The sequence below is a fragment of the Bacillus sp. FSL P4-0248 genome, assembly GCF_038593305.1.
GTDB classification, from domain to species: domain Bacteria; phylum Bacillota; class Bacilli; order Bacillales; family Bacillaceae; genus Bacillus; species Bacillus safensis.
Window position 1 is genome coordinate 1,771,917 of record NZ_CP151983.1, and the last position, 20,567, is coordinate 1,792,483.

A 20,567-nucleotide genomic window follows, 5' to 3' on the forward strand; every position below is an offset into this window, starting at 1 on the left:
CTCCCCCTTTATACTTGTGAAAATTGATCAATTAGTTTTTGAACCGATGCTAACTCTTCTGCTTCCATCAATTGTTTCGTGCGTTTCTCTTCACTTAACAGCATGGTCAGCTGTTTGAGTGCTTTCAAGTGGCTCATGCTGTCAATGGCAGCTAACACAATGACAAGCCGCACCTGCTTTTTTCCATCCTTTGAAAACGAAATGGGCTGTTTGAAGGACATGAGAGTCATGCTCAATTTGTTCACGCCATCCTCGGGCCTTGCATGTGGGATGGCCACTTGTGGTGCAATGACAATATAAGGACCATTTTGATGAACAGACTGTATCATGGCTTCTACATAACTTGGTTTAATAGCATTTTGATCAAGTAAAGGCTGCGCCGCTTTTGTAATCGCCTCTTGCCATGTGTCTGCTGTTTGGTGGAGCTTGATGGTTTGTTCTGTTAATAAATCTTTTAACACTGGGTTCCACCCTTTCTGATAGGATACATATGTGGGATGTAGCAGCTCTCGAATGTCATGAAGCAGTGCTTGTTTATTTTGTACGATGGTATGCTGCTGAATGATGTTGAATAAAGCGTTTACATGCTTCTCGTCAATCTTCGTTTCTGAGCCTTTTCCGTATTGAAGTAATGTTTTTTTCTCATAGGCAGTTAAAATAGGATGAACGAGATGAACTGGTTTTCCTTTAAACGAAATAGGTGTTGTGGACACAACGAAATCTGCATCAACTGCTGCTAATTCTTCATATGCACGCTTTGATAACAGTCCGCGTACTTCAATGTAGCCGATTAATTCGAGAAGCTGAGTTTTCAGCATGTTACTTGTGCCGATTCCTTCTCCGCAGACAATGTATACAGAACGCCTGGCAATGGATGAAATTCCTTCTCTTCTCATCCAGCTGCCAAAATGCATGGCGAGATATGCAATTTCATGGTCACTCAACTTTGAACAGGCGGCCTTTTCTAAATGACATGCAACTTTTTGAGTGATTTCAAACACTTCTGGCTGTGCTTTTTTTATAGAATCCGTCAGTTCGTTGATCATACTAATGTGATAGATGAGCCTGTAATAGGCTGGGATTAAATGCATTGTTAAGTTTTGCTCCAATGCTTTAGGTTCTTGAAAGGAAATACAAGCATATCGCTGAAAGTCAAATATCATTTTTCTGGCGATGGTGCGAATGAGATGTTCTTCTGGTTTTTTAATTGATGGAAGTTTTTGTTTTTTGGCACTGAGCCATAAGGTGCTAAGAAAATAGATCTCATCATCATGAACAATGAGACTGGCCTCTTTTTGAATCTGTGCCATGAAACGAATAGCCGCCAAGCATTCCTCTGTTTCCTGCAATGTTCGCTTTTCTTCGTTTGAAATGTGTACAGCAAGCCCCAGCTTCATCCGCTTAAAGTAAAAAAAGAGATCCAAAGAGAGCTGATCCAGCATCTCATCTGCAAATTCAAGCTTAAGTTCTTGTTCTGACTGCTGGAGGAGATGGTGTACCCGTTTGGATGAAATAGGTCCCTTTAACCAAAACGACGGAAACGTTTTTTCGTTTTTTATCATGGTGCGAATGAAATGTATATAAGGTTTGAGTGCCAATCGAATGGCCCTTTCGTCTCCTGAAATGACATAGCCGCTTGCTGCCTGATAGCGGAGTGTGATCTCCTGCTTTGAGAGCGCTTCTTTTAGCTGTTTCATATCCTCGAGTAATGTATTTCGGCTCACCTTTGTCATCTTCATAAAATCATCTATTCTTAGGCAATGCTCGCTGCATGCAATGGTTAAAAGCAAGATAGCCCTTCGTTCCTTTACACATGGTTCATAATCGTGACCAACAAGAATGGTATCAGCTTTTTGAATAATGATTTCTTTTTCATGAGGATTTAAATAATAGCCACGTTGGCCTTTTCGCTGCACACCACTAAGCTGATGAGTTTCAAGCCAGCTGTTCATTCGCTTGATTTCAGCGTAAACGGTTCGAGTCGAAACGTTCATTCGATTCTGCAAATCTTCTATTGATAGATAAGATGTCGTATGAAGCAGCATAGATAGTAACGTCGTGCCCCTTTTGGTTAAGTACAGTTGGAATTCCTCCTTTCTTTCCCTTTGCTTATAAGTCTAATCAACTCACATGCATCAAAGAAGTCCAAATGTCTTCAGCACGTGCTGTGCAGCGATTGTGTGCTCTTTTCATAAAAAAAACACACCATTTGAGTGTGTGCTTTCAGGCTTGTATACAAAGGGTTTTTTGTCTTCTTTTGCGTGTTTGCGAACCAATAAACGCAAAAAACCTTGAATGATATAAAGCCAGCCAAGGTTTTTTCACTTCTTATCATCTTTTGATTTCTTTTCCCTTGGCTACTGCCCATGCCTACCGTAGATCGAGTGAATGCGATTTCAAAAAAAGAATGTCTTTTAAGAACAAATACAAAATGATGTCATAATACAGATGAAACTTGTTCTCCTCTTAGGAATTCAATAAATGCTTTAACAGTTTTAGTCTCTGTAGATTTCTGATCATACATGAGCCAAGTATCTCTAGTTAATGGCTTTTTCTTAGTATCATATATTTCCATTGTATATAGTTTATCTGAATTTCTTAAGCAAATCTCGGGTGCTATCGAGTACCCAAGCCCTTGCTTCACCATTTCTTTGCATGTCTCATGTCGATCAACTTTCATAGCTATGTTTGGTTGCAGGACTAGATTGTCGTACATCCAATCATCGAGAATAGTCTTTAAAGAATTATCAGTCTGATATTTTATAAATGGTAACAAAGGAAGCTGTCCTATATTAATGGGATCTCTAGAGATGATTAGTAATTTTTCCTTTGTAAGCCTCTCCTTCTCTCCTTTCCATCGATGGTCCCCTCTAATTATTCCAACTTGTACAATACCTGCATCTAATAACTTCATGACATCAGTGCTCCATCCAGTTTGCACACTAAATTGGACATTGGGATACATGTTGGAAAAATCTCTAAGTAATTTTGGGAGCTTATATTGTGCGAAATTGCTGGAAACGCCAAGTCTTAAGTGTCCCTGTACCTCTTTTCCTAAGTTAACGATTTGATCCTTGGTATCCTGCAGTTCCTTTAACATTCTTCGTGCATAGAAAACTAAATGCTCTCCCTCTACAGTAAAGGTAATTCCCTTATGTCTTTTGTTGAACAATTTAATCTCAAAAACTTCCTCAATCTTATTTAATCTATAAGTAATTGAGGGCTGAGATGTATACAACTTTTCCGCTGTTTTTGTTAAATTTTGCTCATTGTAAAGGATATCAAGTAAAATCCAATCTTTTTCATCCATAGTGGTCATCCTTTCTAAGTTTATTATAATTATAGATGTGTTCTTGTTAAATTGAATAATACTTTATTTGTACATCCTACACGAACCTTATAACACGAAGTATACGTGCTGATTTACATGCAGAGAGCATATCAAATATGTAAAGGGGACTCTTTAAGAGTCCCCCTTACCCTATTTCTATGCATGTTGTTTTAGAAATGATGCAGCATTGAAACCAGCAGTTTTCCCAAATACTGAACCAGACATTAAACCTGAACCACCTGGATAGTTCTCATAGAAAATACCCCCTACCATCTCACCAGCTGCGTATAAACCCTTGATAGGTTTATTTTTAGAATTTAAGACCTCTGCATTTGTATTCACTCGAAGACCGCCAAATGCAAAGGTAACACCGCATGTTACCGGATAAGCATAATAAGGTGCTTGATCTATTGTCAGCGCCCAATTTGTTTTTGGTGGCGTTATCCCTACAGTCCCCTTTCCATCCTTAATGGAAGGATTATAGTCTCCTTCTTGCACGGACAAATTATATTCTTGTATCGTATCTTTAAACACTTCTTTACTGATTTTCATTAAGTCTGCAAGTTCTTCTAAGCTATCAGCTTGATAGCAGGTAGCTTCGTCCAAAGTATATTCATCGCGTAATAATGGATGTACTTTGGCATCAAATACTTGAAATGCTTTATGATCGGGCTGCTTAAGAATTTCTCTTCCATATTTAGCGTACGTATAATTCCTAAAATCTGCTCCTTCATCTACAAATCTCTTCCCTTCCAAATTAAACATTAAGCCAAGTGGAAAAGAGGATTTCTTGTAAATATCGCCAGGTTTGTTAAAATCACCAACCGCTGGAGCATTATAATCAGTGCCTATAGAATGGCAGCTGCCCCAATCTCCATATTTAGAAGCTCCAGCTTTCACTGCCATATCCAAGCCGTCTCCAGTGTTATATTCCGTACCTCTGACAATCGCACCTTCCCATTCCTTACCCAGGAATTCGATTCTCATCTTTTTATTTGCTTCAAAACTACCACATGCAAGAATGACGGTCTTAGAATAAATTTGAACTAACTCACCGTTCTTTTCAACTACTACACCCGTTACCCCATCATCAACACTAATTAAATCAACCGTTCTGGCATCATACTCCACTTTTATTCTTAATTGATCAACACATTGATAAAGTTGTTTGATGAGGCCAACACCTTTTCCAGAAGTCTTAAGAGGTAAACCACCCCAAAAATGCCGCTTTCCTTCTTTTTCATATGACTGATTATCATAATTTAATTCGAATTTTACTCCGTTTTTATACATCCACTTAATAGTTTCAAAAGATTTTGAAATTAAATGGCGGGCTAATTTGTTATCACTTTTACCAGAAGTCACTCTCATCAAATCATTCATGAAATCATCCTCTGTATAAGGAGGCATTACAATTTGTTCTGAGTCATAATCTGTCAAATCCGGAAGCACTTCTCTTAACATATCTAATCTGTTATAGGCTACTCGAATTGCACCATCTGTGAAATATGAATTTCCTCCACGTTTTTCCATAGGTGCCCTTTCAAGAACAAGTACATTTGCCCCTCCTTCATGCGCACTAATAGCAGCACACAAAGCCGCATTACCCCCGCCAACAATGATAACATCATATGAGTTATTCACTCAGCTACTCCTCCTTGACTTTATTTTGTAACATAAATGTACCTTAATGTTAAAGAAGATTTAGCCATAAGTGAAATATATGTTTTTTTAATTCAATTTAAAATTTTGTTTATAACTGTTGATTGCTTGCAATTATTAATAGGTTTATCTATGTAAACATTTAGCTAATTAAGCACAAGGACTTTTAGATAAATTCTCTAGAGTTAATGGTTCAAACTAATATGAAGGAGTTAGATCCCTCTACAATATAAAAATGCCTTCCCAGTTAAGGAAGAGGCACTTTCTAAAAAAACCTATTTACTTATGGTACGGTTACCATGAGGTCTAACCAGCATTGATTATGGACAATATAGGAGGAGTCTCTCTTGTAAACCTTCCAAGATTTCTACAGGCATTTCCCTGACCTTGATATCATCGCCTAGGAAAAATAGCCAATTTGTTATTTCGGTTATTTCTTCTGTATGATTAACATCAATAAAAGTCTTTAAAATGGCTGTAGTTTGGTAAGGATTCGTATAAGAAATTGACATTTTGAAAGGATGGTATTTTTTGAACTGTGCAATTGCCTTTGGACCAAGTTCAAGGACAAGGTTAATTACTTCTTCCTGTTTACTTAGTTTTTCTAAAATCTTTTTCCTGCTTAATCGAATATTTGTAGAGCATGGTTCTACATCTGTGAGATGGTCGACAGGCAAAATCCGTTTCTTCTCCTCCTTTAAATCAAAGCCTTCAATCAGCCACAGGCTTTTTTCACGATAAAGATTCAAGAGGTAAATCGGATAGGACTTTATCACGTTCTCCTCTCTTATGGTAATCAGTAAATATCGATCCAAAATAAGCAGTTGGATTAATTTTTCTAACATGGGATGAGGGAGATCTGTCAAATCAAGCAGATCAGGATTATTCGGATTAGTCCCTTCAAATAGTAAGAGGCGATTTAAAAGAACAAGGTCATCTTGCTGGGTTTCTGAGATGAGTCCTAGTAATTTTTCAGCTAAAGACTGACGACTCTTTAAATAAGGGAGTTGTTGGTTTCTCGTAGCCATAAAGGCAATAAAAAGAGCTTTAATCTCATTATCGGTAAAACGAACAGTTGGCAGGACAGAGTTGTTCATCACAAAATATCCCCCGTCCCTTCCGACTTCTGCGACAAGCGGCATCCCCATAGCTTCAATTTCTCTGATGTCTCTAATTGCTGTCGAACGAGAGATATTAAATTCTCTCATGATTTCAGAAATTGTAAAGTTGGCGCGGTTGTTGATATACCGCATGATGGTATTAATCCGTTCAACTTTTTTCATCTGGCCCCCCTAAACAGTATCATTTTTTGACATGGTTTAAGCCTATTATATATTTATCAAGTGAAAAGAAAAAACATTTGATCAATTTTTCAAAAGGATGTGTAGAATATGACAGATTATATACTAGAAGAAAAAGACAGCTTTCACGTGTTAGGTATTGGAACTGAACTTAAGAGTCATTACACAGACTATGCGGGCATAACGAAGGAAAAAGCAGACTTTTGGCAAGCAGTCACACAAGAAGGTAAGCTTGACACCTTAAAAGCCATTGCCTCAAATGACTGTATTTTTATCGTAAACGAAGCGGTAAATAACAAGCTGATGCATTATGTCGGGGTCATGACAGAGGAATCGTTACCAGAAGCGGACAGAGTGATTCAATTTCCTAAAGGGGAATATCTAATCGTTAAAGGGGAAGCTAAAACCGCTGATGAATTGCATCAAACGCTTACTGGTATTGCATTTGGTCAAGTCTTGCCTGAAGCAAAGAATTTCGCCTATGTTGGTGGACCAAATGCAGTGGTAGAGATGGAGCAGCGAAACGGCTTATTACTTGGTGAGATGTGGATTCCTGTTGTACGAAAATAAGAAGGATTTGGAGGGATAGAAATGGCCTATATCGTTGATTTTAAAAATGTGTCTACGATTGGTTTAGAATCTTCACCTGTAGCAGAAGCACTTGCTGGCTTACGAGCGAATGAGGCTCGTTACTTTATGAACAAATATAAGCATGAATTTACAGTATTACCTGCTAGCGAAAGTCAGGAGACCCTTGATTATGTGAACCGAGTGTTAAAAGAAGAACGTGAACTAGAGTTTGCAGCCAAACCTTTAGAAACGACAAGTTTTCAAGTAGAAAATATCAAATGGACCTACGTCTTTTATGAGGATGGTCTTGCAATTAACGTCCTTTATACATTGGATGACCCTAAAAAACGCGCTGTTGGTTTTAAGCTTTCTGAAGGTATGGAAGTACCAAAGGAATTAGAAGGGAAATTTAAATTTGCTAGGCAAAAGTCTAAACTAGCTGGAACGATTCGTGGGTCATTTTTTAAAATTAAAGGAGAGTATTGAGGTTAGAAATACTTTCTTCACTCGAATTTGTGAATTTGATTGAACAAATAAACTAAAGTTATTTCCACTTTTAAACAGAGCAGCATTCTCTATGCATTATTAGAGGATGTTTTTCTGTTTATTGTACCAGCCTCTCATTATTCAAAAAACACTCACTATAAAAGCTGGTTTTACTTGTCTCTATCATACGATGACCCACACAGGAAAAAAGGTCTCCATCCCCCTTTTTCTCGGCTTTTTCTCGAATAGGAGTCCAATAAACACCAAAAACCTTGAAAGGCATAAGCCCATCAAGGTTTTTTATAATCTATAAATTCTGTAAATCATCTCCACCGCCAGCTAATTTCCCTATCAGGATAAACTGCAGGTATATATATCCCCCTTCTTTTATTTTCATCATCAACAATGTACCAATTGTTATCATCTAACCATTCTTCGTTAAAATTTGTTTCTACAAAATCATTTTCTTCATCAACAAGTGCTGCGAAAAAATCATTAAATTTGTCTATATTATTTGAAGGGGTAATCTCACCATTAACCCACATACCATCAACATTAATATCGCGTATATCTCCTAAAAACTCGTTTAGAAAGTATAATTTCACAATTCTCACTCCTTAGGTGAAACCTTAATATATTGGCTTGGAACTTCCCCTTTAATCAAATACTCATTATCCCTTTTAGTCCAATTAATCGCTCTTTTCTTCCAAAAATCAGAAGAAGTAACATCTCTTTCAATCAACTTTTTAATTTGTTTTGGAGAAAGTGCTCAATGATAAGCGTCCACAGGTTCTTCTTTTTGGACAACATATTCGGTTCGTTTTTCTTGTCTCTATTATACGATGATCTACATATAATAAAGATGCTCTTATTCAGGATGTATTTATTTACGCAGTAATGGCTGAGTCGTGCATCGGAAAGCGCCACCAAAGCTTCTTGTTATTTTAAAATCAACATATTCCACTTTGATATTTCTTTTTTCTAATTCTTTTCCAATTGTATTTTTATATGCTGTATCTGTTACATATACTTTTTCATTAATAGGCAGCCCATTAATAGCTAAATTTAGCGCATCTTTGTAGCTTACTTTTATTTTATCCCAATCTCTTAATTCATCTGGAATTCCGTTCGGTAGTGAGTCTTCATTCACAATCATTAGACCGTCTCGCACAAAACTAATGGCACAATCAAGGTGAAGTGTATTTTTTTCGAGTTTCACTTCAACTACTTTATAACCATCTGGTGTCAAATAATGACGAAGCCAATCGATTCCTTCCTTATTAGATGCTTGACCAGAGTTCCCAACAAAAATTGTTTTCCCGTACACAAGAATATCTCCACCCTCTAAAAATGGCCCAGTCTTAGAATTTATGCCCTTTGAAACATCGGGCTGTGGAACAGCAACATATGGATTTTTGTTCGCTTTTACCTCTTTTAAAAGGATATCTCTTGCTGGAAGAACTTCTAGTCTGCGGTAGCTTGAAAAGAACGATCCTTCAATTATGTGATTTCCGATTGTAAAGAATGGATCTCTCACAAAGAAATTCGTAGCACCTGCTCCACCAGTTATACCATTTTCAGCTAAACCTAATTTCTTTTCATCCTCTGTTAAAAGGCGTGGCATTTGGGTGTATACATCGTATTTCTGAAGTACTTTTTTAAACTCTTCACGTTCTTTTTCCATTTTGCTTTGAATATCTTTCATATCTTCCATCATGTTTGAGCCGCTATCTTCCTCCGGAAAATAAACTTCAGACTGAGACAAAACGACACGTTTTAATGGAGCGAATTCACTTTCTACATACACATTTCCTTTATTTTTTTCGTTTTCAGCTGAGACTTTTTCTGCTTTTACTTTCACGCTGTCTGAGCTTTTTGACTGCGAACACCCTGTTACAATAACGGCCATTACCGCAGCAAAGCCAACTAAATGAATCAATTTTCTTCTCATTTCAATTAACCCTCCATTTTATTTGTGGTTAATCAAAATAGTAACGATTAAATCTTAAATATTTATTAACTTTTATGCTTTTTTTATTTTTAAAGTGGAAAGGTTTCAGCTTATGGTAACAATCCTTTTTCATCTCTAAACCTTTGAATCTATTCAAGTGATAGTTCATCGAATTCACCTTCTGTATATCAGATCCAAAGAAATCTAAAATTCTTCATCCAGTGCAGGCTTATTTTTCCCATTAAAAAAAGCACACCTAAAAATTATCAAGATAAATAAAAGGGTATAACATATTTCATATGACTAATATGTTATACCCTTTCTTCTTAAACTAACGCACCTGTTAGCATAACAAGAAAATGATTATTTTATTTTTTTTAGCATTTTAAAATTAGCCAACTTCACCCCCTTTTTTTCGACAGTTTGTGAACAAACAATTTTGTAACCTAGATGTTCAAAAAATGGCTTAGCTGTAATACTTGCTTCGGTATCAATTTCTAAAAGATTTAGTTTCTTTGCCTCAGATTCGAGCATATCCACTAAAGCTGTGGCTATACCTTGTCCTTGATAATCTTTATGTACGAATAGTCTATCTAAGTACCCGGTATGCGTTAAATCGCTAAAACCAACAACTTTATCATGAACTTTAGCAACAAATGTTATATTTTGACCCAATGATTCCTTCCAAGAATTAATTTTAGATTCTTTTTCATCTCTTGGTGCCCAAGCATCCAATTGTACTTGGGAATAATCTTTTGAATTTACGGAATGAACTGTTTCATAAAACAATGAAACAATCTCTTTTGTATCAGTTTCCTTAAACTTTATAATCTCCATTTTCTGTTATACCTCCCCTTATTCGGATAAGCATCCTATGTTGTTATTCTCAATGAGAACTTCTTGCACCCTCATAACTAAAAGATATTAACGCTCGGTCTAAAGACCTCACTACGCCTCCCGCTGTGGGCTACGTCCTCCATCAAAAACAAACTTATGTTCCAATGTGTTGTATACATATTATACAATTTTTTCAACATCTAATTAACGAATATAATATGCATAAGAAAAGAGGATATATGCTCACCTATTGAACATAGTATCCTCTTATTAGTTTCGTCTATTTAACGCATCAGTGCGCTTTCTTACGATTTAGATTTTAGTAATTGCAGCTCTTGTTCCATTATTTCAGCTGCTTCTGAAATGAATTGGATGATTAAATCTAATTCTTCTGGTTTGTATTCGTTTGTAAGCTGTTTAGTTGATGCTGATAAGGATTGGAAAAGTTCTTTCACTTGTGATTTTCCTGCTGTTAGTGGGACAATGATGACTCTTCGTTTGTCTTTTGGGTCTTTTTCTCTTTTGGCGTAGCCCGCTTTGACAAGGCGGTCAATGAGAGCTGTGACCGCACCTGAGCTAAGACCTGTTTTTTCACTTAATTCTCCTGCTGTGAGAGGACCGAGTTCGTTTAATAGATCGGCGGATTTGAGATCTGTTGGAAAAAGGCCGAGCGATTGAGCGGCCGCTTGGTGGAACAAAACGGTTCGTGTGGCGAGGCGCCTCATTGTATGGATGATCTGGGCTGCTCTGTCTTCAGCCTCGTTCTTTATTGACAACTTGTTCTCCTCCCTTTAAAATCAATTTATCTTGATCATCAAGATAAATGTTCTCTTACTTTATGGTTAAGTTGATCATAGCAAAAATAATGAGAGAACGTAAGCAGGAGGTAAATGAAATGAATCATGTGGATAAAGGCAAGGCATCCACTCGCTTTGTTGTCATCGGTTTGCTGTTAGGGATTTTTATGGCAGCGATGGACAATACCATTGTTGCAACAGCAATGGGAAGCATCGTAGCAGATTTAGGTAGTTTTGATAAATTTGCTTGGGTGACGGCTTCTTATATGGTGGCAGTGATGGCGGGAATGCCGATTTACGGAAAGCTTTCTGATATGTATGGTCGAAAGCGTTTTTTTCTGTTTGGACTTATTTTCTTTTTAATTGGATCAGCGCTGTGCGGTATCGCGCAAACGATGGATCAGCTCATTATTTACCGAGCCATTCAAGGGCTTGGGGGCGGTGCACTTCTTCCGATCGCATTTACGATTATCTTTGACATCTTCCCGCCTGAAAAGCGCGGAAAAATGTCTGGTATGTTTGGAGCAGTCTTTGGTTTATCAAGTGTACTCGGACCGCTTTTAGGTGCTATTATTACGGATTCGATCGGCTGGCATTGGGTTTTCTATATTAATGTGCCAATTGGTATTGTCAGTGTCTTCTTGATCGCCAGATACTATCAGGAATCGCTTGAACATCGTAAGCAGAAAATCGACTGGTCAGGTGCTATTACACTTGTCGTTGCGGTTGTCAGCTTAATGTTCGCGCTTGAGCTTGGCGGTAAATCTTATGCTTGGGATTCGGTGCAAATCCTCACACTTTTTGCTGTGTTTCTTGTGTTCGGTACGATCTTCTTTATTGTTGAGCGTAAGGCTGAGGAGCCGATTATCTCATTTTGGATGTTTAAAAATCGATTATTTGCAACATCTCAAATTTTGGCGTTTTTATATGGCGGGACATTTATTATTCTTGCTGTCTTTATTCCTATTTTCGTGCAGGCTGTGTACGGTGAATCTGCAACAAGTGCAGGGTTCATTTTAACACCGATGATGATTGGATCAGTCATTGGCAGTATGATTGGCGGAACGATGCAGACGAAAGTGCCTTTCAGACGTCTTATGACTATTTCTGTCATTTCATTTTTCGCTGGGATGCTGCTGCTTGCCAATATGTCACCAGATACAGCAAGACTGTGGCTCACACTCTTTATGATGATATCAGGCTTTGGCGTCGGGTTCAGCTTCTCCCTTCTGCCGTCAGCTTCAATGAATGATCTTGAGCCGCGCTACCGAGGCAGTGCAAACTCGACCAATTCATTTATGAGATCACTTGGAATGACGCTCGGTGTAACGATTTTCGGGACGATTCAAACCAATGTGCTGACAAATCGTTTAGCTGATGCCTTTAGCGGAATGAAAGGAGCCCCTTCTCAAGTAGGCGATCCACAGGCTATTTTCCAAGAAGGTGCCCGCTCACAAATTCCGCCTGATATTTTAAATAAAGTCATCGATGCGATGTCACAAAGTATTACGTACGTATTTTTGCTTGCATTATTCCCGATTGCACTTGCGGCGATTACGGTCGTATTTATGGGAAATGCACGGGTACGCACATCTAATGAAATGAAGGAAAACGAATAAAGGGAAAAAGCAGAGCGATAGCAGCTCTGCTTTTTTTCTTATTGATATAACGGATGGGCTTTGCCCTCACTGCCAACGATTCGTATTTTCGATTGGACCATGTCTTTTGCTGCTTGTTTTGCTTTTTGTAAATACATACGCGGATCTAAGCTTTCAGGTTCGTTTGAGAAATGATCACGTATCGCCTCGGAATATGCATTTTTCAGTTCAGTTGAGACATTCACCTTTGCCATACCAAGTGCAACGCATCGCTTGACATCCTCATCTGGTACAGCGGAACCACCGTGCAGGACAAGTGGTACATCGACCAGCGCTGCAATTTGTTCAATGCGGGCAAAGTCAATATCCGGCACCCCTTTATAAATGCCATGGGCAGTACCAATCGCAGGCGCTAAAGTAGGCACCCCAGTTTCTTCTACAAATTGGCGGCATTCTGATGGAACGGCTTTTTCAGCATCCTTTTCGTCGACGACGATATCATCTTCTACGCCGCCTACCTTGCCTAGCTCTGCTTCGACATTTACACCGACTTTTAAGGCAAGATCTACGACTTCTTTTGTGCGGCGTACATTTTCTTCATATGAGTGCATAGATGCATCGATCATAACGGATGTATATCCAGCCCTGATACAGGTGAGAATCACATCAAAGTCTGTGCAGTGATCCAGGTGAAGACCGATTGGGATTTGATATTGATCAGCCGCCGCCTTCACTGTATCTGCAATCGCTTTTGCTCCAAGAGATTGAACCGTTCCAACCGTTGTTTGCAAAATCACAGGTGACTTTAATTCTGCAGCAGTTTCGAGCACCCAATAGATACTGTCAAAGGAGTGTACATTGAATGCCACAATTCCGTATTTTTCTTTTTTCGCAGCCTCAAGCATTGGTGTTGTTGAAAGTAAAGGCATGATCAAACATCCTCTCTAGTTAAAATATCCGTTTCTAATACAGCAAGCATGTCTTCATTTGTTCTTGTTTCCAGCAGTTTTTGACGTTTCGTTTCATCCATTAAGCCTCGTGAAAGGGCTGAAAGAGCTTTTAAATGAGTCGTCCCTGCTTCACTTTTAGGGATCAGTAAGGATAAGAAGAAAAAGCAAGGCTTCCCATCAAAAGCGTCCCATTCAATTCCTGTTTCCGTGCGGACGATCACAAGTGCTGGTTTCGTGATGGCTTCTGTTTGTGTATGCGGAATGGCAAATCCATCTTGAAATCCGGTTGTACTAAGTGCTTCCCTTTCCGCTAAGCCTTTTTTGACATCCTCTGGTGAGGTGCAAATACCTGCTTTGTAGGCAATGTCAGCAATGGCTGCGAACACGCCAGCCTGTGAAGAAGCTGTTTCGTGAAGATTCATATAGATATGTTCCATCATTTCTCCTCCTCCGTTTTAAACTGCGGGGTTGTCTATTTTTTTACGGTAAAGTCCGTAGAGAATCGCACCTACTAGTGAGCCGATTAGTATGGAAAGCACCCATTGGAATGCACCTGTGACGACCGGAAGAACAAGGAACCCGCCATGCGGAGCTGGAACCTGTACGCCAAAGAGATACGTCAATATAGCAGAGATAGCCGAGCCAAACATGATAATTGGCAGGACAACGACCGGGTTTTTTGCCGCAAATGGGATGGCTCCTTCTGTAATATGTGTCGCCCCCAGAATATAGTTGATTGCCCCTGCATTTCGTTCTTGTGGCGTGAAATGTTTTCGGAAAATCGTTGTAGCAATCGCAATGATAAGCGGTGGTGTGATACATGCTGCTGACACACCTGCCATGAAGTAAAGGTTACCTTCTGCAAGTAAAGCCGTTCCTGTGACATAGGCTGCTTTGTTAAAAGGTCCTCCCATATCAAATCCACACATCGCTCCAACAATTAAGCCTAAAAGCAGAGGGTTTGTGGATTGTACAGATGAGAGAAAATCCATTAAGGAATTATTTAGCCCTGTGATTGGAACTAACAGCGGGGTCATGACAGCCCCGATTAAGAAAATACCGATGACAGGATAGATGAAGATCGATTTTAATCCATCAAGTGATGCTGGTAATTTTTGAAGCAAGAATTGAAGCAATAAAATGATATATCCTGCTGCAAAACCTGCAATAATACCGCCTAAGAATCCAGCACCTCCATCATTTGCAAGGAGACCCCCTATAAATCCGACGACCATCCCTGGGCGTCTAGCGATCGAATCAGCGATAAATGCTGCTAAAATTGGTACCATTAAGCTGAAGCCAAGTCCGCCAATGCTTTTCAAATAGGCAGCAAACGGATGATACGTTTCGTGCTTAGGATCAGCAGAGTAGATACCAAATAAGAAAGAAAGGGCAATTAAAACACCGCCTCCAACGACAAATGGCAGCATGTGTGATACACCGTTCATTAAGTGCTTATAAATGGTGTGTATCCATTTATTTGCCGACTTTTGTTGAGAGGATGAAGGAGCAGATGGTTTCTCTGTTCCAGAAGCTCTTCCTTTCACTTGATGAACGGGAGCATCTCCACTTATAATGCTCTGAATCAGCTCAGTAGGTGTGCGAATGCCTTTGGCTACAGGCACTTCAATGAGTGGTTTGCCGTGAAAACGATCTGTATTTACATCTTTGTCAGCTGCCACGATGACCCCATCTGCTTCCATAATGTCTTGATCAGTTAAAGCGCTTTCAATTCCTACTTGACCATGCGTTTCGACTTTAATGTCGACCCCTAGCTGCTCAGCAGCGATTTTTAATGCTTCAGCTGCCATAAATGTGTGTGCAATACCTGTTGGACAGCCGGTTGCAGCGACAATTTTTTTACGGCTCATGTGTTATTCCCCCTTAGATCTTCTGAATGTGTACTTGCTCAATCAATGAATCAATATCATGTAAATCACTTAAGCCTTTTGAAAACGCAGTGGATGCTCCCGTTGCAATGCCGTAGCGTAAGCATTCTTCAGGTGAATATCCTTCAAGATGTTTACTAAGAAAAGCTGCGAGCATCGCATCTCCAGAACACGCTGTGTTTACGACAGTGCCTGTTGGTGCGTTTCCTTTAAACACTGCGTCCTTCGTAATGAATAAAGCCCCTTCCTCGCCTCGGGAAATCAGCACTTGCTCTGCACCCATCTCAATGAGCTTTTCTCCTGATTGAATGAGTTCTTTTTCTGACAAAGGATGTGTTTTGCCGAAAAAAGCAGCAATTTCTTCTTCATTTGGTTTTAGTAAATACGGCTTGTATTGAAGCGTCTCAAGAACTGCTGCTGAGCTTGTGTCTAAAATAAACTTGACCTTCTGTTGATGGCAAATAGCTGCTACTTCTGAAAAAATGCTGGCAGGAACGCCTTTTGGCAGACTGCCTGACATGATGAGGATGCCTCCCTGCGGGATAGCCGCAATTTTCTCACGAAAGGCGTGAAGCGCTTTTTCTTCAATTGCAGGGCCCTGATTCACGAGCTTGTATTCTTCTGTCGTATTGATAAAAACATTAATTCGTGTGATTCCTTCAACCGAGATAAAATCGGTCTGAATGGAGAGATCCTTTAAAGATTGTTCAATATAAGATCCTGAAAACCCAGCGATAAATCCTAATGCAGTGCTTGTGAAGCCATATTTCTTTAGCATAATTGACACGTTCACGCCTTTTCCATTCGGCTGATAATCTTCATCTTCCGTCCGGTTGACTGCATTTGCCCGCATTTCTTTTAATGCAATATATAGGTCAATAGCAGGATTTAAGGTGCAGGTATAAATCAATTGGTTTCACCTTCTTTCTTTTCTCTAAAGAAAGTATCTCATACGATTCAGTGAAAATGTTTTCAGAATGTGTAAAGGTTTTCATGAGAAAAAGCCTTCCAGATCAAAGTCTCGAAGGCTTTCTTATTGGTTATTTCATTCGGATCACATAGGCGTCAAGTAAAATGCGGGCAATGACATGAAGAGACAGGCGGGATCTCACTTCATAATCTGGGAAGAAAGATTGTTCCCCTTTATATCCGACTAGTGTCATATCTGATATTTTGCTTAATGTAGAATCTATTCTTGTCGTAAGCGTAATAGTTGTGACTTGCTTCATGCTGAGGTTTTGACATGCTTCAACAAGCTCAGCTGTTTCGCCATTTAATGAAACAAAGATGGCAAGCTCACTTTTATCAATGTCTCGCGATTTCAGCCGAATGATATTCGGATCGTCGTGTACTTCACATGTTTTCCCGATGAGCTGTAATTTGATGGTCATCTCTTTGGCGATCATCTCTGAGAAGCCTCTGCCGAAAATATAAATTTTGTCTGCATTATGTATTTTTTGAACGGCATCTTCAATTTGTCCAATACTTTGCAGCTGTATCGTTTTTAAAACCTCTTCTTCATTTTTCCGAATTGCTAGTTTGATGTCTTCATCAATATTTTTGAGCTGGTCGCTTGCATCTGTCATTTTCTTTTCTTGTTTCAATCGATATTTAAAGGATGTATAGCCGTTATAGCCAATTTTTTTCATCAGCCTGACTATCGTGGCCGTTGAAACATTGGCTCTTTCGCTTAAAGTGACAATGGATAAGGTGGAGATATCCTCTAAATGCTGGTGAATATAATTGAGTAAATATCGTTCTGTTTCACTTAACGTTTGATATACATCACTTGGGATGTTAAATAATGATTCATTCAATTCGATTCCCCCTTATTCATTTCATACTATAATTAAATGCCCAATAAAAACAAGATGATTCTTTTGTCATGTATTTAAATAAAAGGCGAAAATGAGTGAAATTTTATTTTTGACATAAACTAAGGAAAAGTTGTGTCTATGTGAAAGGAGCTGATCCGTATGCTTCATCTTTTGTTTTTTCTGATCCTTCTCTATGTCGTTTATGTCTTTTTGACCGCATTTGTTTTGTTTTATTTACCTATCCAAAAAACATGCAAAGAACATTGTATCTATAAAGCCTCTTCGATCTCAGGAGACGATCAGGGCACAAATCAAGTGATGCTTCTTGACGATGGATTTGAGTCTGGTCAGGCCAGAATCCAAATGATTCGTGAGGCAAAGAGGATGATCCGCCTAAGTTATTATTCCATTCAAAAAGGAAAAACAGCCGAATGGGTACTAGGTGCTTTAATTGAAGCTGCTGATCGAGGGGTGAAAGTTCAGCTGCTTTTAGACGGCATCTGCCACAGTTTGCGTGGACCGCTGAAGCATTTACGATATGCCGTGGCAAATCACCCGAACATGGCCATTCGTTTTTATGAGCCCTTTCGGTTATTTAAGCCATGGACGTGGCATAACCGCCTTCATGATAAGCTGCTGCTGGCAGATGGCCGAGTGGCTGTGATGGGCGGAAGAAATATCGGTGATAAATACTTTGCAGATCAGCCCCCGAAAGATTTTGCATTTGACCGCGATGTGCTGCTTTATAACGACAAAAAAGGAAAAGTATTAGATGAAATGGAGCAATACTTCGTTTATTTATGGAATCATGACTTTACGAAAAGAACAAAAGCTGTGTTCTCCAAACAAAAAGCAAAGAAAGGCTTAAAACTAAGAAAGAAACTGCTTAGATCCTATCAGGAGGCCGTGCATGCGAAAGAACCTTTTGTGATGTCGTCCTTTAATTGGGCAGCAGATGGCACCTCAGTAAAGCAGATTGCATTTTTTACAAATCCTGTGGAGCGCTTCAATAAGCGTCCTCTTGTGCTCAAAAAACTAAACGATCTAGCCCACCGGGCAAAGCGTTCTGTGCTCATACAGACGCCTTATGTCATCCCGACACGACCCATGAAAGACGGCCTCACTCCCTTAGACAGCGGGATTCAAACGACAGTTGTTACGAATTCTCTTACAGCGACGCCAAATCCGTTAGCTTTTGCAGGTTACTTAAGCACGAAAAAGGAACTGATGAAAACAGGCATTCATTTGTACGAATATGAAGGCCCGTATTCCATTCATGCGAAATCAATGGTCATTGATGATTATTTAAGTATTATTGGCACATATAATTTAGATGCGAGGTCTAGTTTTTTAAATACAGAGTCAATTTTGGTCATTGATAGTGCCCCTTTTGCGCTATCACTTACTCAGGCAATAGAACGTAAAATTGCCTATAGTATACTTGTCGCGAAGGACAAAACAGCCTATAAAGCGCAGTCCTATGGGCAGAAAAAAAAGCCTTTGATGAAAAGGCTCCTTTTAAATGGTTTATCCGCGATCACTGTTCTATGGCGGCGGTTGATCTAAAGGGCAGCTTACTCTTGTGGCAGCCCTTTTTCTTCTGATTGATCCTCTTCTGCTGACTCCAATTTGGTCAATTTAAACACTAGGATCCCCGCAACAATTACAATGACACCTAATAGTTTTGTGGGAGAAAATTCCACTTTCTCTAACCCAAGCCAGCCAAGCGAATCGAACAAAAGCGCAGAACCGAGCTGTGAAATCAGGACAATCGAGATTCCATAAGTCGGACCAAGACGTTTGATACTTTGAACGAGGCAGATGACCACCCCTACTCCAATGGCTCCGCTCATCCAGTACCACGCTTCCATATGTCTTAATTGAAACATGCCGGTTCCTTCTAGCAAAAGACCCATCAAAAGAGAAGCAATAAAGCCCATACCTAGAACGAGAGTGGTCGTTGACCAAGAGCCTGTCTGCTCATTGACCTTACTGTTAAAAATGGTTTGTAAGCTGACGAGTGCGCCAGCCGTGATGGCTAATCCTATTCCTATGATCATGTCTGAATCCCTTCATTTCTTCTATTCATAAATGTTTCGCTCCGCTATTTCTAAGAGTCCTTCCCGGTCAAGAATCGTAATCTTCCCTCTTCGCCTCTCTATCAGCCCTTTTTCACAAAATTGCTGAATCACCCGGTTAATATGACGGTAGCTTGTACCAATTAAGCTCGCCGCATCAGTAAGACGAAGTGCGCTCGAGCTGTTATCCCCTGTTAACACAGACAATAAGTAGCTTGCGAGTCTGACCTCTACAGGATATAAAAGGTGGAAGCTCAAATCGTTTGATTTCGTATAAAATTTGTTTGTGATGCCCTTTAGTAAAAAGGTTAACACGCGGGGGTCATCCTTCGCATGGCGCATGAGCGCTTGATGAGAAATCCTTAGCATATGTACTTCTGTGACAGCCTCCACTGTATTGACCATATCTGTCTGCTGAACGTATTCAATATCTCCAATCGCTTCAAGAGGATGTTTAAAACAAAGAATAAAGGTCTTCCCTTCTTTTGTGGTGGTGAAAATCTTTAATTTTCCTTTTACTAACAAGTACAAGTGCTCCCTCTGATCTCCCTTTGAACAAATCAGCTCACCTTGCTCATAGCGCCATAAGCTGACGTGTGATATGAGTTTCTGATGAAAGACGGTTTCTAATTCATGTGCCTTGAGATAAGAGGAAAATAGAGATTCATCATGAAGCTCCTCCATCTGACGTCCTCCTTTATAGCTTTAAAATGATGACGCCTGCGATCATCAATAGAATTCCTGCATAATGCGGCCATTTCATTTTCTTCTTCTGTACACCAAACCATCCTTTTGCATCGATTGCAAAGGTAAAAGCAAGCTGTGCAATGAGTAAAGCAGCAATGGTCAGTGTGACACCGATCATTTGAATTGCAGTGACTTCATTGAAAATAATAATGGCTGCAAATGCGCCTCCAATTAAATACAGTGGCTTCACCTTTCGATATTCCCTGAAGTGTCCGTCACGTACGATCAGTAAAATGATCAGTGCGATCATAAAGCCGGTCAGCTGCGTGATGGTTGCCGCCTGCCATGTGCCGATATCCTGGCTGATCCTTGCGTTTGCTACGCCTTGCAGTGTAATACAAGCGCCTCCTAATAAAGCGAAAATAACACCTTTCATTCGTTCAAATGCTCCTTCTTTTTCAGTCTAGTTCCATTAAAAGATAGATGCCCTGATGTTGAAAAGGACATATGTCCCACTTTGCGTATTATATCAGAAACTTTTTCTTTTGCAGTTTCATCGTTTTAGATTTTTCACAGTGGGTACAGTTTTATATCACCTGAAAACAGAATATTG

The 20,567-nt window shown here is 39.5% G+C and carries 20 protein-coding genes; 4 read left to right on the forward strand and 16 right to left on the reverse strand.

Going from position 1 to position 20,567, the window contains the following annotated elements; genetic code table 11:
* Positions 1-8: 8 nt before the first annotated feature.
* From NST65_RS08955 to NST65_RS08970, 4 genes are all read right to left on the reverse strand, one after another.
* Positions 9-2,081, reverse strand: a complete 2,073-nt coding sequence (locus NST65_RS08955) for a BglG family transcription antiterminator (RefSeq protein ID WP_111927453.1) — start codon at positions 2,079-2,081, stop codon at positions 9-11.
* Positions 2,082-2,437: 356 nt separating this feature from the next.
* Complete coding sequence (locus NST65_RS08960; RefSeq protein ID WP_111927454.1) at positions 2,438-3,310, reverse strand: LysR family transcriptional regulator; 873 nt, start codon at positions 3,308-3,310, stop codon at positions 2,438-2,440.
* 177 nt (positions 3,311-3,487) lie between these two features.
* On the reverse strand, positions 3,488-4,975 hold the full coding sequence (gene tcuA, locus NST65_RS08965; protein ID WP_111927455.1) for an FAD-dependent tricarballylate dehydrogenase TcuA: 1,488 nt from the start codon (positions 4,973-4,975) through the stop codon (positions 3,488-3,490).
* A gap of 338 nt (positions 4,976-5,313) precedes the next feature.
* Positions 5,314-6,276: an HTH domain-containing protein gene (locus NST65_RS08970; RefSeq protein WP_111927456.1), complete on the reverse strand. Its 963-nt coding sequence runs from the start codon at positions 6,274-6,276 to the stop codon at positions 5,314-5,316.
* 108 nt (positions 6,277-6,384) lie between these two features.
* Between NST65_RS08970 and NST65_RS08975 the strand changes: the two genes are divergently transcribed.
* On the forward strand, positions 6,385-6,864 hold the full coding sequence (locus NST65_RS08975; protein WP_111927457.1) for a GyrI-like domain-containing protein: 480 nt from the start codon (positions 6,385-6,387) through the stop codon (positions 6,862-6,864).
* A gap of 21 nt (positions 6,865-6,885) precedes the next feature.
* Positions 6,886-7,350: a phage tail protein gene (locus tag NST65_RS08980; RefSeq protein WP_111927458.1), complete on the forward strand. Its 465-nt coding sequence runs from the start codon at positions 6,886-6,888 to the stop codon at positions 7,348-7,350.
* A 323-nt stretch (positions 7,351-7,673) separates the two neighbouring features.
* Here the strand turns inward: NST65_RS08980 and NST65_RS08985 are convergent, their stop codons facing one another.
* The 4 genes from NST65_RS08985 to NST65_RS09000 all read right to left on the reverse strand — a co-directional run bounded on the left by NST65_RS08985 (position 7,674) and on the right by NST65_RS09000 (position 10,863).
* A complete protein-coding gene (locus NST65_RS08985) occupies positions 7,674-7,955 on the reverse strand; it encodes a hypothetical protein (RefSeq protein ID WP_111927459.1) in 282 nt (93 codons plus the stop codon).
* 278 nt (positions 7,956-8,233) lie between these two features.
* The gene (locus NST65_RS08990; RefSeq protein WP_220092504.1) at positions 8,234-9,301 is read right to left on the reverse strand and encodes an arginine deiminase family protein; all 1,068 of its coding nucleotides are present in this window, start codon (positions 9,299-9,301) and stop codon (positions 8,234-8,236) included.
* 363 nt (positions 9,302-9,664) lie between these two features.
* Positions 9,665-10,138, reverse strand: a complete 474-nt coding sequence (locus NST65_RS08995; protein WP_111927460.1) for a GNAT family N-acetyltransferase — start codon at positions 10,136-10,138, stop codon at positions 9,665-9,667.
* A gap of 305 nt (positions 10,139-10,443) precedes the next feature.
* Positions 10,444-10,863: a MarR family transcriptional regulator gene (locus tag NST65_RS09000; RefSeq protein WP_258521789.1), complete on the reverse strand. Its 420-nt coding sequence runs from the start codon at positions 10,861-10,863 to the stop codon at positions 10,444-10,446.
* Between the two features lie 170 nt (positions 10,864-11,033).
* On the opposite strand from NST65_RS09000, the gene NST65_RS09005 reads away from it, so the two are divergent.
* Positions 11,034-12,554 (forward strand): MDR family MFS transporter, encoded by a 1,521-nt coding sequence (locus NST65_RS09005; RefSeq protein ID WP_041117607.1) that lies wholly within the window; start codon positions 11,034-11,036, stop codon positions 12,552-12,554.
* 38 nt (positions 12,555-12,592) lie between these two features.
* On the opposite strand, the gene NST65_RS09010 is transcribed toward NST65_RS09005, so the two are convergent.
* The 5 genes from NST65_RS09010 to NST65_RS09030 all read right to left on the reverse strand — a co-directional run bounded on the left by NST65_RS09010 (position 12,593) and on the right by NST65_RS09030 (position 17,189).
* Positions 12,593-13,462, reverse strand: coding sequence for a class II fructose-bisphosphate aldolase (locus NST65_RS09010; RefSeq protein ID WP_065214439.1), 870 nt, complete (start codon positions 13,460-13,462; stop codon positions 12,593-12,595).
* Between the two features lie 2 nt (positions 13,463-13,464).
* Positions 13,465-13,923 (reverse strand): fructose PTS transporter subunit IIA, encoded by a 459-nt coding sequence (locus NST65_RS09015; RefSeq protein WP_024427781.1) that lies wholly within the window; start codon positions 13,921-13,923, stop codon positions 13,465-13,467.
* Positions 13,924-13,938: 15 nt separating this feature from the next.
* The gene (locus tag NST65_RS09020) at positions 13,939-15,354 is read right to left on the reverse strand and encodes a PTS fructose transporter subunit IIBC (RefSeq protein WP_111927462.1); all 1,416 of its coding nucleotides are present in this window, start codon (positions 15,352-15,354) and stop codon (positions 13,939-13,941) included.
* Positions 15,355-15,367: 13 nt separating this feature from the next.
* Complete coding sequence (gene pfkB / locus NST65_RS09025; RefSeq protein WP_111927463.1) at positions 15,368-16,282, reverse strand: 1-phosphofructokinase; 915 nt, start codon at positions 16,280-16,282, stop codon at positions 15,368-15,370.
* 130 nt (positions 16,283-16,412) lie between these two features.
* Positions 16,413-17,189: a MurR/RpiR family transcriptional regulator gene (locus NST65_RS09030; RefSeq protein ID WP_034284000.1), complete on the reverse strand. Its 777-nt coding sequence runs from the start codon at positions 17,187-17,189 to the stop codon at positions 16,413-16,415.
* Positions 17,190-17,348: 159 nt separating this feature from the next.
* On the opposite strand from NST65_RS09030, the gene NST65_RS09035 reads away from it, so the two are divergent.
* A complete protein-coding gene (locus NST65_RS09035; protein ID WP_111927464.1) occupies positions 17,349-18,755 on the forward strand; it encodes a phospholipase D family protein in 1,407 nt (468 codons plus the stop codon).
* 8 nt (positions 18,756-18,763) lie between these two features.
* Here NST65_RS09035 and NST65_RS09040 read toward each other — a convergent pair whose 3' ends face one another.
* Genes NST65_RS09040 through NST65_RS09050 form a run of 3 tightly spaced genes read right to left on the reverse strand, consistent with a single transcriptional unit; the run spans position 18,764 to position 20,390 of the window.
* Positions 18,764-19,249, reverse strand: a complete 486-nt coding sequence (locus NST65_RS09040) for a DMT family transporter (protein WP_111927465.1) — start codon at positions 19,247-19,249, stop codon at positions 18,764-18,766.
* A 21-nt stretch (positions 19,250-19,270) separates the two neighbouring features.
* Positions 19,271-19,951, reverse strand: coding sequence for a cyclic nucleotide-binding domain-containing protein (locus NST65_RS09045; RefSeq protein ID WP_111927466.1), 681 nt, complete (start codon positions 19,949-19,951; stop codon positions 19,271-19,273).
* 13 nt (positions 19,952-19,964) lie between these two features.
* Positions 19,965-20,390: a DMT family transporter gene (locus NST65_RS09050; RefSeq protein ID WP_111291186.1), complete on the reverse strand. Its 426-nt coding sequence runs from the start codon at positions 20,388-20,390 to the stop codon at positions 19,965-19,967.
* Positions 20,391-20,567: the final 177 nt, after the last annotated feature.

Coding starts and splice junctions, on each gene's coding strand:
- NST65_RS08960 (WP_111927454.1), bottom strand. CDS start 3,310: ATGGATGAAAAAGATTGGATTTTACTTGATATCCTTTACAATGAGCAA.
- NST65_RS08970 (WP_111927456.1), bottom strand. CDS start 6,276: ATGAAAAAAGTTGAACGGATTAATACCATCATGCGGTATATCAACAAC.
- NST65_RS08975 (WP_111927457.1), top strand. CDS start 6,385: ATGACAGATTATATACTAGAAGAAAAAGACAGCTTTCACGTGTTAGGT.
- NST65_RS08980 (WP_111927458.1), top strand. CDS start 6,886: ATGGCCTATATCGTTGATTTTAAAAATGTGTCTACGATTGGTTTAGAA.
- NST65_RS08990 (WP_220092504.1), bottom strand. CDS start 9,301: ATGAGAAGAAAATTGATTCATTTAGTTGGCTTTGCTGCGGTAATGGCC.
- NST65_RS08995 (WP_111927460.1), bottom strand. CDS start 10,138: ATGGAGATTATAAAGTTTAAGGAAACTGATACAAAAGAGATTGTTTCA.
- NST65_RS09000 (WP_258521789.1), bottom strand. CDS start 10,863: ATGAGGCGCCTCGCCACACGAACCGTTTTGTTCCACCAAGCGGCCGCT.
- NST65_RS09005 (WP_041117607.1), top strand. CDS start 11,034: ATGAATCATGTGGATAAAGGCAAGGCATCCACTCGCTTTGTTGTCATC.
- NST65_RS09010 (WP_065214439.1), bottom strand. CDS start 13,462: ATGCCTTTACTTTCAACAACACCAATGCTTGAGGCTGCGAAAAAAGAA.
- NST65_RS09015 (WP_024427781.1), bottom strand. CDS start 13,923: ATGATGGAACATATCTATATGAATCTTCACGAAACAGCTTCTTCACAG.
- NST65_RS09020 (WP_111927462.1), bottom strand. CDS start 15,354: ATGAGCCGTAAAAAAATTGTCGCTGCAACCGGCTGTCCAACAGGTATT.
- NST65_RS09035 (WP_111927464.1), top strand. CDS start 17,349: ATGCTTCATCTTTTGTTTTTTCTGATCCTTCTCTATGTCGTTTATGTC.
- NST65_RS09040 (WP_111927465.1), bottom strand. CDS start 19,249: ATGATCATAGGAATAGGATTAGCCATCACGGCTGGCGCACTCGTCAGC.
- NST65_RS09045 (WP_111927466.1), bottom strand. CDS start 19,951: ATGGAGGAGCTTCATGATGAATCTCTATTTTCCTCTTATCTCAAGGCA.
- NST65_RS09050 (WP_111291186.1), bottom strand. CDS start 20,390: ATGAAAGGTGTTATTTTCGCTTTATTAGGAGGCGCTTGTATTACACTG.